Here is a 13,791-nt window from a genome sequence, read left to right on the forward strand (position 1 = left end):
CTGATGAGTCAACGACGCATCGGCGAAAACGGCGGGGAAAGCAAAACGATGGGTCGGGCATGGCAACGGAACAAGCGGGTATCGGCCGTGGCGATCATGCTGGCGGCGACCGCGATCGGCCCGGCGCTGCCGGCGGCGGACAAGCCCGTCGTCGCGGCCCCGGCCGCCAACCGCTTCACCGTCGGCGGATTCTCGGTGGCCCTGCGTCGCGACACCCAGACGCTGGCGAAACTGTCGCCCTCGACCGATCCCGCCTTCGATTTCGTCCCCAGCGGTCGCGCCGGCGAGCGGCAGGGTGACGGCTTCGTGCAGGTCGGCGACGTTCACCTCCGCTTCCGCGTCGCCGATGGTGCGTGGCGGAATTACGCCTCTGCCAGCGATCACGGCCATGTCCGCATCCTGCCGGCGGGCGGCCCGGTGCTGGCCCGCGCGACGCTGGGCGACACGCTGCCGATCACGATCGAGCGGGCCTGGGTGAACGAAGGCAGCACGCTGGCGCTGCGCTTCACCTTCGTCAATCGCGGGACGCAGCCGGTCGAGATCGGCGCGCTCGGCCTTCCGATGGTATTCGATAACATCATCACTGATCGCACACTGGAACAGGCGCATGCGCAGGCGAGCTTCGCCGATCCATATATCGGCCGCGACGGCGGTTACGTGCAGGTCACGCGGCTGAACGGCAAGGGCCCGGCGCTGCTCGTCCTGCCCGAACGCCAGACCCCGCTGGAGGCGTACCGGATCATCCGTCAGGCGGGCAAGGCACCCGCCGGCGATATCTTCACCGACCGCACTCCACGCGAACAGACCGCCGAGGGCTTTTACGACTGGATGGTCGCGTCGAAGGGGATGGCGCAGGCAAAGGATGCCGGCGCGCCGTGGAACGAGCCGACCGGCATCATGCTGGCCCCGGGGGCCAGCCGCACGGTCGGCGTCCGCTTCGTCGCCGCGCCCACCATCCGCGCGATCGAACCGACGCTGACGGCGCAGGGCCGACCGCTCGCCATCGGCATCCCCGGCTATGTAGTCCCCACCGACAGCCCCGCCGACCTGTTCGTGAAGTCGCCGCAACCGATTACCGGCATCGCCATATCCCCCGCCGACGCGATGACGCTGACCCGCGTCACCGGCCCCGCCGGCTGGGCGCGGTATCGCGTGACGGGCAAGGGATGGGGCCGTGCCCGCGTGGCGATCACCTATGCCGATGGCAGCGTCCAGACCGTTCATTACTATGTCACCAAGCCGCTCGCGCAGGTGTCCGCCGATCTCGGCCGGTTCGCGACGACGCGGCAATGGTTCGACGATGCCCGCGACCCGTTCCACCGCGCGCCCGCGATCCTCAGCTACGACCGTGAGGCGGACAAGATACTGACGCAGGAACAGCGCGTCTGGATCGCCGGCATGAGCGACGAGGGCGGCGCCGGCGCATGGGTCGCGGCGATGATGAAGCAGCTCGACAACCCTGAGCCGGCCGAGGTCGCGAAGCTGGAACGCATGGTCGACGAAACCGTGCTGGGCAAATTGCAGGTCGCCGAAGGCCCCCATGCCGGCGGCGTGAAGAAGAGCCTGTTCTGGTACGACCCCAAGACATTTTCGGGCTATTACGATCCCGCGACCGACTGGAAGACCTGGGCGTCATGGGATGCGAAGCAGGCTGGCGATCTCGGCCGGTCGTACAATTATCCCCATGTCGCGGCGGGGCATTGGGTGCTCTATCGCCTCGCCCGCAATCACCCCGGTCTCGTCACCCGCCACGACTGGCGCTGGTATCTCGGCTGGGCACAGAAGACGACGGTCGCGATGATGCGCGACGCCCCCCATTACGCGCAGTTCGGCCAGATGGAGGGCGAGGTGTTCCTCGAAATCCTGATGGACCTGAAGCGCGAGGGCATGACGCGCGAGGCCACGGAGGTCGAGGCGCTGATGAAGGCCCGCGCCGATCATTGGCGAACGCTCAGTTATCCGTTCGGCAGCGAGATGGCCTGGGATTCGACCGGCCAACCGGAAGTCTATGCATGGATGCGGTATTTCAACCATCCGAAGGAGGCGGCGGTCACGCGCGAGGTGATCCTGGGCTACGACCCGACTGTCCCGCACTGGGGCTATAACGGCAATGCGCGCCGCTATTGGGACTTCCTCTACGGCGGCAAGGTGAAGCGGATCGAGCGCCAGCTTCATCATTACGGATCGGCGCTGAACGCGGTGCCGCTGTTCGACGCCTATCGCCGCGACCCCGCCGACCTGCACCTGCTGCGCGTTGCCTATGGCGGGTTCATGGGCGGCATCACCAATGTCGATCGCGAGGGCTTCGCCTCCGCCGCGTTCCATTCCGAACCCGACATGATGAAATGGGATGCCTATAGCGGCGATTACGGCATGGGCTATTTCGGCCACGCCTATGCCGCGGCGACCTATCTGGTCCGGCATCCGGTGTTCGGCTGGCTGGGCTTCGGCGGCGCAGTGACGGAACGCGACGGCGCGATCGACATCGTCCCGCATGACGGCGCCCGCAGTCGCCTGTTCGTGGCGCCCGCCGGCCAGTGGATCACGCTGGCCGCCGGCAAGATCGCCAGCGCCCGCTACCTGCCGGCGACGCAACGGATCGAACTGACCCTCGACCCTGCCACCAGCTCGACCCCGGTCGCGCGTCTGTCGGTGGAGGCCCCGGCCGGCGGCGTGGCATGGACCGCCGATCGCGGCACCGTGGAACGGGGCGCAACGACCATTGCGCTGAGTGCAACGCCGACCACGATCACGCTGTCGGCGCGCTGATGGATCGTCGCCAGTTCCTTGCCGGCGGCACGATGGTCGCCGCCGCAACGCCGCTCGCCGCAAAAGTCGCCAAGCTGCCGCTCCGTCCGGTGCCGGCCGGCGTTGCCGCCTTGCCGGTCGTCGCGCGCTTCACCAACGACGAAGGCACATGGGACGTGCGCGAGGATCTGAGCATCCGCGACGGGATGCTGGCACTCGTCCGCGGCGGCGAGGCGGTGTTGCTACCCAAGCGGACAGAGGCGGCACATGCCACCGTCACGCCCGCCTGGCTGGGGCTGGACCTGAAGGCGATCGCGCTGGCCGATGCCGATCTGCTCGCCGACAAGCTGCTGGCGGGCGGCGGCGATCCCGATCCGGATCAAGTGCGCGCCGCCGCCCCGCCGACCGGATCGAGGTTCGATCCCGACAAGCTCGGCGCCCGCCTGCCATGGACGACCTTCGTCGGCACGCGGCAGGCGGGTGACACTATGCCCGTCTTCCCCAACGGCCGCACCCGTGGATATCGCCCCGAACACGCCTTTCCCGCGCTGTCCGGCGACGACGTCGCGAAGACCCGGTTCGAGGGGATGCTGGGCGGCTGGCTGCCGGCGGTGCATAAGGTGATCCCGATCTCCGCCACCGCCTGGTACGACCTGATCGTCTTCGCCGATGTCGATGCGAACGATCCGCTACTGGTGCAGACATGGCACCGGACGATGCGGGTCGAGCATGGCCGCGCGACCGAGGTGCACTACGGCCACAGCTATGCCGCGTTCCCGCCGCGCCGCCCGCATCCCACCGCCGAGGCCTTCTACCGTGCGCTACTCCGCTTCACGCAGGTCTGGCACGCGGAACTGGCCGATCTGGCGCCCGTCGCGTTGCCCGATCCGGTCTATCGCGACATGGTCGCCCATGCCTTCGCGCGCGAGATCATGGTGCGGCCCGGCGGCACCTATCCCAAATACGGTGTCGTCGATCGCGATTATGTCGGCCCGGAATATGACGGGTTTCAGGACATCTTCACCAGCTCGCTCTACGCCAATCTGGAATGGGGCCGCTTCGCACAGGCCAAGGCGGTGCTGGACGAATATTTCGACGATTTCGTCGGCGATGACGGAATGGTCGACATGCGCGGACCGGAAGTACCGCAATTCGGCCTGACGCTGTCGCTGATCGCACGTTACCTGCGCTACACTGGCGACATCGCCACGGTCGCGCGGATCAAGGGCAAGGTCGCCGCCACCGCCCAGATCCTCGCCGAACTCCACGATCAGGCGCTGGCGCTCCCCGCATCGGACCGCGGCCACGGCCTGCTGCACGGCTGGAGCGAATCCGACGCGTGCCTGCACCCCGACCCAAGCCTGTGGTGGAAGCCATACTGGAACAATAGCGCATGGGCGGTGCGCGGCTGGCGAGACATAGCACGGGTCTGGCCCCCAATGGGCACCAGCGCCGAAGCAGACGACTGGACACGCCGCGCCGAACGGCTGGAGGCGCATCTGGTCCGCCGCATCCGCCAGGAGGTGCGCCGAAACCTGACGCCCCCCTATCTCGGCCCGCTACCCGGTGCCGAGGGTACGTTTCGACAGGCGCTGGCGACCGGCAAACGCAACGAGCAGGGCTGGTCGCACCGCGTGTACGCCGAATTGTTGCAGGCCGATGTGCTCCCGGCCGATCTGGCCAATCTGATCGCCGACTGCGTGCGCGGCCATGGCGGCACCTGCATCGGCGTAACCGCGAACTTCGCACCGGCCAACGAAACGCACCGCGATCAACTGGGCTTCATTTCCTATGGCCACGCCCGCGCGCTGTTGCGGCTGGGGCGGATCGAGGAATATCTGCTGTTCCTCCATTCGCACCGGTTCCACTCGCACCTGCCCGGCAGTTGGGTGGCGGGCGAAGTGTCCGGCATCGACGGCGATCTGCCGCTGTTCTGTATGCCCGCGCAGCTGACGATCCCGCTGCTCGTCCGCTGGATGCTGGCGATCGAGGACGACGACGCAGACCGCCTCGACCTCGGGCTCGGCCTGCCCCGCGCCTGGTTCGCCTCGGGCAAGGAAATCGCGCTGAAGCAGGCGCCGACGCGCTGGGGCAGGGTGGATTATGCCACGCGGTTCGACGCCGCCGCCATGCAGGCGACCGCGACGGTGTCGTTCGACGCACGAGGACCGGCATCGGCCCGCGTGCGGTTCCGACTACCCGTTCCTCTGCTGTCGGCAACGGTAAACGGACGCCCGGCGCGACTGACCGGTGACACGATAACGATTGATGCGCGAGCCGGCGGACGGTTCGAGATCATCGCACGAACGACGTGATATTTTCCCTCTCCCACCGGGAGAGGGAGGGAGGCGCACAGCGCCGGAAGGGTGAGGACGACCAGCTGACTACCGCGCGTTCCAGTCCGCCACGCCTTCCCCGCGCAACGTGCGCAGGAAGAAATCATAATGCCGCCGCATCGCATAGGGCACCGGCCCGGTGGTGCGGCCTGCGGTGTGCTCGCCGCCCGGGATCACCAGCAACTCGAACTGCTTGTCCGCCTTGATGAGTGCATCGACGACCTGCATGGTCGAGGCGGGATCGACGTTGGAATCCTGCTCGCCCACCACCAGCATCAGCTTGCCCTGCAGCTTGCCGGCATGGACGACGCCCGACGCATCGAGATAGCTCTGATCGACCGGCCAGCCGAGCCACTGTTCGTTCCAGTCGATCTTGTCCATCCGGTTGTCGAAGCACCCGGCATAGGCGATCCCGGCCTTGTAGAAGTCGGGATGGAAAAGCAGCGCGTTCAGCGTGTTCTGGCCGCCGGCCGATCCGCCATAGATGCCGACACGGGTCAGATCGATCGACGCGTCCCTGGCTGCCGCCGCCTTCATCCAGGCGATGCGATCGGGAAAGCCCATATCGTCCATGTTCTTCCATGCGACATCGTGAAACGCCTTCGACCGGTTCGCCGTCCCCATGCCGTCGATCATCACGACGACGAAGCCGAGATCGGCGAGCTGCTGCATCCCCATCACCTTGTCGCCGCCGGAGAAATAACCGAACGGCCAGAAAGCCTTGGGCACGAAGCTGTCGTGCGGGCCAGCATAGATGTTCTCGATCACCGGATATCGTTTGGCGGGATCGAAATCGCGCGGCCGGACGATCAGGCCATAGATATCGGTGGCGCCGTCGCGCCCCTTGGCGGTGAAGCGTTCGGGCGGGCGGAAACCGGCGGCGGTCAGCGCGGTGATATCGCCCTTTTCCAGCGTCGCGATCAGGCGGCCATCGGTGGCGTCGTGCAACTCGCTCGTCTCGGGCAGGTCGGTGCGCGAATATACATCGACATACCGGGTCATGTCCGGCGAGAAGCGCAGGTCGTGCGTGGCGTTCTCCTTCGTCAGGCGCACCAGATGGCGACCGTCGAAATCGACGCGGAACCAGTGTTTGTAATAGGGGTCCTCGCCCGGCACGACGCCGCTGGCGGAGAACCAGATCTGGCGTTTGGCATCGTCCACCCTGGCGATGTCGCGGACGATCCATTTGCCCCTGGTGATCTGCGTCTTCACCCGGCCGGTAACACCATCGATCAGGTACAGATGCCGCCAGCCGTCGCGCTCCGACGTCCACACGATCTCGCGGCCGAGATAGCCCACGTCATGACTGTAGATTGCGTCGCGAAACACGAACGTCTTCGGATCCTCGCTCACCGCGACATGCGCCGTACCGGTATCGGCATCGACCGCGATGATCCGCGCCTGCCCGAAGCCGCGACGCAGATAATCGAACCGGATGCTCTTGCCGTCCTTCCGCCAGGTCGGCGCGGACAGGTAATAGGGATTGGGGAACAGCGCGTTCGCCACGTCGATGCGTTTGCCGTCCGCCACCGCGAACAGCACCGGCTGCTCCCGATCCACCGCATCGCCCGGCTTGGGATAGAGTTGCTGCACCACCTCCGGCTGCACCTTGCCCTCGGGCGCGGCGACGATGCGCGTCACCATCCGCGCGAAACCGGGGCGGACACGGTGGAGCGCGATGTGCTGACTATCCGGCGCCCAGGCGATCGTCTCGGGATCATAGAAATCGGCGGGGCTGCCGTCCTGACTACGCCACGCCTCCTTGCCGCCGTCCACGGCCCGCACGACGAGATTGTCGTCGATCACCAGCGCCTCCCACTTCCCATCGGGCGAGTGGCGCGGATGATTGTCGGCCGGCACCCGCAGATCGCGCACCACGCCGAAACCGCGCGGACGCGGTTCGGGTTCGGGCGGCAGGGCTGCGCAGAGGGGGGTGGTCAGCGTGCAGCGGATTTTCCGGTCGGCGATCGTCGTCACGATCGTAGTGCGGCCATCGGCATAATCGAAACGATCGAACGGCAGGTGCAGCGGATCGACCGGCTTGCCCGTCGACTTGGCCACGGCGGCAGCGATCGCGGTCGCATCGAACGCCGCGCGCTTGCCCTGTGTCGCGGTATCGACATCGACGAACGCGAAGCCACCCGTCACCGTCTTTCGATAATGGAAATGCCAGCCGTCCTCGTCCCACTGCGCGGGTGAGGCGATGTCGCGCGTCAGCCATTGCCATTGTTCGCGCAACGCCACCGATCGGTCGATCCGCTCCGCCACGGTCTGCGCGGCGACTGGCGTCGCCGTCAGCAGCAGGGCAAGCGCAAGCGCGGCCCTCACTTGGCCGCGCCGATCGTGAAGCTATAGGTCAACGGCTTCAAGGGTATGCGATACGGCATGTGCGGCCGTCCATCCAGATTCCAGCCGGTGTCGCCGCCCACGCCCGCCTGTTCGGCATCGACCAGCAGCGTGCCATTGCCATGCGGGCGAATGTCGGAGCTATGCGCCTGTCCCGGCGGCTTCATCGCCAGATCGGCATAGGGAAACGCCAGTGCATTGACCGACAATGGCTGCGCCCCGGTGATGCGAACGCCGGTGCCACCACCCGTCAGCGCGATCCAGCGCACATCCTGTTTCGCGCCCGATTCCTGCGGCCGCGCATAATCGTGATACTGATCGGCCAGCGCACCGCTCCACTCCGCGATCAGCCCGCTCGTCTTGCGATCGGCATAGGTCTCATGCGGCCCGCGCCCGTACCAGCTTACCCGGTCGAGCGCCGCCGGCGTCTCGAACATCAGCCCGATGCGCAGTGGATCGGGCAGGGTGGCGCGCAACGGATGGAATAGCACCGTCACCCGCAAGCTGCCATCACCCGCCATCGTCCAGCGCGTCTGCGTCTTCACCGATCCGACGCCCATGTCGTGATCGACAACGATCGTATCGCCGTCGCGGGCGATCGCATCGACGCGGCGGTTTTCGGAAAACACCTTCCACATCGCATGGCTCTTCGGCACACCCGCGCCGATATCGTTGTCGGTCGGCGCCCGCCAGAAATCGGGCGCGCCGCCGCTGAGCAACGTGGTGCCGCCGCGCGCATAGCGCCGGACGAGTCCGGTTTTCGTGTCCACATCCAGCACGGCATCCGCCGCCGCCAGCCGCAACACGCCATCCGCCTCGGTCGCCGCGACCGCACCCTGCGCGGGCGCCGGCAAGCCACGCGGCGGCGTCAGCCCGAACTGTTCCCAGCCGACGATATGTCCCGCCGGCAACATCGGCACCGCTCCCGCCTTCGCCCGTGCGCGCAAGACCAGAACGCGTTCGGCGCCGCCATCCTTCGCTACCGGCAGGGCGATCGGCAGCACCGCGCTGCTTCCTGCCGCCACCGCCGGCATCGGCACCGCGCCGCGTGCAACCGCGACGCCGTCCTCCATCATCGTCCAGTCCACCGTGAAGCGCGACAGGTCGATATGATCGTGGCGGTTCAGGATACGATAGCCGCCCTCCGTCCGCTCGAACGCGATCGGCGACTGCGCCTTGGCCAGCTCATAATATTCGGGATCGGGCGTGCGATCCGACTGGATCACGCCATCGCCGACCGGGCTGTCGTCGCCATGCACGCCTGGGGCCTTGGGATCGGGATCGAAATCCAGACCCTGCCCCCAATAGGGTCGCCCTGCCTTGTCCTTCAGCAGCATCGTCTGGTCCACCCAGTCCCACACGAAGCCGCCCTGCAATTTCCGGTGCGCGCGCATCGTGCGCCAATACCCGTCGATATCGCCCAGGCTGTTGCCCATCCCATGCGCATATTCGCACAGGATCAATGGCTGCGTGAACGCCGGTGCGTTCGCGTAGTCGACCATCTTTTCGACATCGTCGTACATCGGCGCGAAGATATCGACGTAATCGTTCACCGGGTGACGCCAGTTGCTCATGCTCCAGCCGAGGAAGCTGGTGAGGCGAGACGGATCGCGCGCTTTCACCCACTTGCCTGCCGCCTCGAAACTGGTGCCGATGCCGGTTTCGTTGCCCAGCGACCAGAAAATGATCGACGGATGGTTCTTGTCGCGCTCCACCATGCGCTGCACGCGATCCAGATGCGCCGCCCTCCATGTCGGGTCATTGCCCAGCAACACCGACGGATCATTGTCGTTCTGCTGCGACAGGCTCAGATAGCCGTGGCTCTCGATATTGGCCTCGTCCATCACGTACAGGCCATATTCGTCGGCAAGATCGTACCAGCGCGGATCGTTGGGATAATGCGACGTGCGCACCGCATTGATGTTTGCCGCCTTCATCAATTCGATGTCGCGGCGCATCGTCGTCTCCGACACAATGTGGAAGGTCTTGGGATCATGCTCGTGGCGGTTGACGCCGCGGATCATGATCCGCTTGCCGTTCACGCGCACCTCGCCATCCGTAATCGCGACGGTGCGGAAACCGATCCGGCGGCTGGTTGCCTCGATCACCTTGCCGTGATCGTCGAGCAATTCGACCAGCAATGTATAGAGATCGGGCGTCTCCGCCGTCCACGCGCGAACCGCCGGCACCACACCACTCAGCGCGACGCTACGGGCGCCATTCGGTGTCCCGTCCTGCGTCAGGACCACCCGCTTGCCGTCGAGCAAGGTCGCCCGCACCGACACCGCCCGCGGCGCACCCGCCACATCGACACGCAGGCCGAACTGACCATCCCGATAACTGGCGTCGAGCCCCGCCTTCACCTCTAGGTCGCGGATATGCGTCGCCGGCGCGGCATACAGCGTGACGCTGCGCTCGATCCCGTTGACGCGCCAGAAATCCTGATCTTCCAGATAACTGCCATCGGCAAAGCGATACAGTTCGATCGCGATCGTGTTGCGGCCGGGCGTCGCATAGCGGCTGACGTCGAACTCTGCCGGCAGCTTGGAGTCCTCGGAATAGCCGACCCGCTGCCCGTTCACCCAGACATAATAGGCCGCCCCCGCCGCCCCGATCGTCAGCAACAGCCGCCGTCCCGCATAGTCGGCGGGTACCGCGAAATCCCGGCGATACGACCCCACCTCGTTCAGCGCATGGTCGATCTTGGGCTGGTTGCGCGGAAAGGGATAACCGCTGCCGACGAACACGGCCCGGCCATGCCCCTCCGCCTGCCAGATGCCCGGCACCTTCATCATGCCCCATCCGCTCACGTCATAATCGGGGCGCTGGAAATCTGCTGGCCGCGTCTCCGGCGTCGGCGACAGACGGAACCGCCAGTCGCCATCCAGCGACAGGTGATAGCGTGCCTTGGCCGCATCGTTCCGCAACGCCTCGCCCCGCGTGTCGAACCCCGCAAACGTCGCGTGCATCGGCTCCGCCCCCTCGCGGATCACCTCCGGCCGCTCCCATTCGGGCACGACCGGCGTCTGAGCGATGGCCGGCACGGCGCTCGACAGCAGCGCCAGCGACAGGATCGATCGACGGATGAGCGGCATCTTCACTCCTGAATATAAACGACAAAGGGTCGGCGGGCATCATCTACCCGCCGACCCGTCATGAACCCATCGTCAGAACTGGCTGGTCAACCCGAAGAAGAACGAGCGACCGGCGACGTCATAGACACCCGGATAGGTGTTGCCGTTGCCGAACTGGGCCAGCAACCCCTGCGCGATCGCCGGCGGATTTTCGTCGAGCAGGTTGGTAACGCCGGCACGGAACGTGATCCCCTCCCTGACATTGGCCGTCAGCGCCAGGTCGAAATAGCTGTACGTCGGCAGCTTGGCATTGATGACGTACTTATCGCCCGTCAGGAACGGATTGTCGGTGTTGTTCGTCAACTTGGTCGAACCGACATAGCGCCAGTTGAGCGAGACCGATCCGAATTTCGATGGATCGGTCCAGGTCAGGCGGGCCTGATGGCGCCATTCGGGGCTGGGCTGGCCGCAGGTCGGGCCGAACAGGCCCTTGCAGTCATATTTGCCAAGGCCCGGCAGCGGCTCGGTGACCAGATCGTTCAGCCACGTCCCCGTGATCTGCGCATCGAACCGGCCGATTGCCGTCGGCACGGCATAGCTGGCACCCACGTCGATACCCGATGTCTTCAGCGACCCGGTGTTCTGCGTGGTCGAGATGACGTAGCCCTGATCGCCGAAGATCGTCCCCGTCCGGGTATCGCGCTTGAACAGTGAGCAGAAGAACGGATCGCCCGTCGCGATGCACTGGCTGATCGTCAGCGAAACCGGGATCGAGCTGATGTAATCCTTCACCTTGATGTTGAAGTAATCGACCGACAGCGACAGTCGCGGGATGAAATGCGGCTCCAGCACGATACCGGCGGTATAGGTATCGGCTTCCTCTGGCTTCAGGGCGGGATTGCCGCCGAATTGGCCGCTGCACTGTTCGCTGGGGCATTCGATGATCCGGCCATATTGTGCCGCGGTGACGCCCGTCAGCGCGCATTGTGCCGCAGAGGCCGTGGGCGAAACGGTGTTGGGATTGTTATCGATTACACCGCTGCAGGGGTCCTGCGTTGATACGTTGCCCACCGACTGCGACGCGAACAGTTCGGAAATGTTCGGCGCACGGATCGCCCGGTTATAGCTGGCGCGCAACCGCAGATCGGCAATCGGCGCATAGGAAATCTCGCCCTTGTACGTGGAGATACCTTTGTCCCGCGTGCTGTACTTCGAATAGCGATAACCACCGGTCAGCGACAGGTCGTGGGCGAACGGCATGTCCGACAGGATCGGCACGCGGACTTCGCTGAAGAATTCGGTGACGTTGAACTTGCCCCGGCTTTCCGTCGTGCCTTTTTGCTGTGCCAGTGCGTCTGCCGTGAACTTCAGCGTTTCGCGGCGATGCTCCACGCCCAGCACGATGCCAATGCCATTCTCCGCCCAGGGGCTCTTGATGCCATAGGACGTCAGATCGGCCGTCACGGCGCCGTTCAGCACGGTTTCGGTATCGACGCCGCGCGTCGACGTCGGCGCATAGATGTAATTGAATCCGGCGTCGTTGATGCCGTTATACTGAAACACGTTCAGCGGCACGCAACTCGGGTCGGAACCGTCGACCACCGACTTACATGTCGGCACACCGTTGACGTTCACCACCTGCAGACCGCGATTGGCACGGGCGGGATCGATGTCGTTTTCATAGGTTTCGGTCAGGACGGAGCTGGAGAACAGGCCGTTCAGGTCGTACCGGATGCCTTCGGCGATGTCGCCGCGCACACCGCCGCTGACACGATAATCGCGGTGGCGCAGGTCGTCACGCCGCGGCCGTGCCGCCCCGGCGACCGGCCGATACCCGATGAACAGATTCTGCGAGACGGCGCCGTTGCCGTAACTGCTGCCGCAAAGCAGATTGCCCTGCTGCGCGCTCAGCAACGGGTTGTTGCAGTTCACCGTGTATGTGTAGCCCTGAAAGAGGGCGGACGGCGCGACTTGCGAATTGGTGTGATCGTCCATGAACATCACGCCGGCATAGACTTCGGCTGCGGGCACCACCTCGTAATGGGCGAAAGCCCCGGCGGTGAAGCGCGTGTCATTGCGCTGGAAATAGTTCAGTGGCGCGTAATTGTACCGGAACGTGCTGTCATAAGGCACCCAAGTCTTTGCCCCGTCGCGCGTATTGTTCAGCCGTGAACCGGCGCTGGGACCGGTCAGTGGCTGGAACAGGCCAAATTCGTTGTTGCTCGATCCACCGCAGACATAACCGGCGTTGCCGGCCGCGGGATCGAGGGCGCAGGCGGACACGTCGCGGTTGGCCTGCAGGATCGGCTTTACGTCGCGATACCCGAAATAGGCGGTAACGTTGCCCTTGCCGTCGCCGAAATTCGATCCGATCGCCAGATTGGCATCGAACCGCTGACCATCGACCGGTGAGGGCAGGGCATTCTGATAGTTGTTCGATGCGATCAGCGACCGGCGTGCGGCAGTGTCGTTGCGATGATTGGAAAAGCCATATTGCACGTCGCCACGAATACCGTCGAGATCGTCGCGGATGATGAAGTTGATGACCCCCGACACGGCATCGGACCCGTACACTGCCGAAGCACCGCCGGTGACGACGTCGATCCGATCGACCAGGAACGACGGGATGAAGTTCAGGTCGGTCGCCTGGATCGGCAACAGGCGTTGGCCGTTGACCAGCACCAGATTACGGTTGTTGCCCAGGTTGCGCAGATTGACCTTGGCAGTTCCGTCTGCGCCGTTCGACACATTCTGGTTTGCGTCCGGCGTCACTTGCGGCAGACGATTCAGTACATTCTCGACGTTGGTCGCGCCCTGCAACCGGATTTCCGCTGCGTCGATCGCGGTGATCGGGCTGTTGCTTTGCATCCCCGGCTGCACGAGGCGCGATCCGGTAACCGTAATGTCATCGCCCGTGGCCGTCTCCTGCGCGCCGACAGCCGGATCTGGCGTCACGGTCTGCGCCGCGGCCGGTACGGCGAACGCGGCGATCAGGCCGGCTAGCGCGGTGGATTGTAGCAGCTGGACTGTACGATTTTTCATGGATGCCCCCAATATTTGTCTCGGCCATCATGGGATATATTATACGAAATACGCAATAAGAAATATTATACGCTCTAACTATATGTAAACCGATCATAAGCTGCGCCGGATGGAGCCGTTTGGCCGATCTCGTGCGCGAAAAATGCCACGGCTTGGGTTGGTGGCAAGAGCCCACAGTCGAATATCCAGCCCCATTTCACCCGGATCCGATGATCAGTCGGCGGTGACGATCATGCGGGCCATCG

General features: G+C 65.0%; 5 protein-coding genes. 2 read left to right on the forward strand and 3 right to left on the reverse strand.

The annotated features are described in order from the left end of the window. Positions 1–3 precede the first annotated feature (3 nt). Both ASG67_RS00405 and ASG67_RS00410 read left to right on the forward strand, forming a co-directional pair. On the forward strand, positions 4–2,769 hold the full coding sequence (locus tag ASG67_RS00405; protein ID WP_235534975.1) for a DUF5695 domain-containing protein: 2,766 nt from the start codon (positions 4–6) through the stop codon (positions 2,767–2,769). Further along, complete coding sequence (locus ASG67_RS00410; protein ID WP_056523772.1) at positions 2,769–5,063, forward strand: hypothetical protein; 2,295 nt, start codon at positions 2,769–2,771, stop codon at positions 5,061–5,063. Before ASG67_RS00405 ends, ASG67_RS00410 begins: the two co-directional genes overlap by 1 nt. Positions 5,064–5,132: 69 nt before the next feature. On the opposite strand, the gene ASG67_RS00415 is transcribed toward ASG67_RS00410, so the two are convergent. From ASG67_RS00415 to ASG67_RS00425, 3 genes are all read right to left on the reverse strand, one after another. Continuing rightward, positions 5,133–7,412, reverse strand: a complete 2,280-nt coding sequence (locus ASG67_RS00415; RefSeq protein WP_056523773.1) for a S9 family peptidase — start codon at positions 7,410–7,412, stop codon at positions 5,133–5,135. Then, positions 7,409–10,525, reverse strand: a complete 3,117-nt coding sequence (locus tag ASG67_RS00420) for a glycoside hydrolase family 2 TIM barrel-domain containing protein (protein ID WP_056526116.1) — start codon at positions 10,523–10,525, stop codon at positions 7,409–7,411. The genes ASG67_RS00415 and ASG67_RS00420 overlap by 4 nt, the downstream gene beginning before the upstream one ends. 72 nt (positions 10,526–10,597) lie before the next feature. After that, positions 10,598–13,546, reverse strand: a complete 2,949-nt coding sequence (locus tag ASG67_RS00425; protein ID WP_056523774.1) for a TonB-dependent receptor domain-containing protein — start codon at positions 13,544–13,546, stop codon at positions 10,598–10,600. Positions 13,547–13,791: the final 245 nt, after the last annotated feature.

It is taken from the genome of Sphingomonas sp. Leaf339 (assembly GCF_001426195.1).
GTDB lineage: Bacteria > Pseudomonadota > Alphaproteobacteria > Sphingomonadales > Sphingomonadaceae > Sphingomonas.

Excerpts from the sequence above, each read along its gene's own strand:
- ASG67_RS00405 (WP_235534975.1), top strand. The coding sequence starts at position 4 with ATGAGTCAACGACGCATCGGCGAAAACGGCGGGGAAAGCAAAACGATG.
- ASG67_RS00425 (WP_056523774.1), bottom strand. The coding sequence starts at position 13,546 with ATGAAAAATCGTACAGTCCAGCTGCTACAATCCACCGCGCTAGCCGGC.
- ASG67_RS00410 (WP_056523772.1), top strand. The coding sequence starts at position 2,769 with ATGGATCGTCGCCAGTTCCTTGCCGGCGGCACGATGGTCGCCGCCGCA.
- ASG67_RS00420 (WP_056526116.1), bottom strand. The coding sequence starts at position 10,525 with ATGCCGCTCATCCGTCGATCGATCCTGTCGCTGGCGCTGCTGTCGAGC.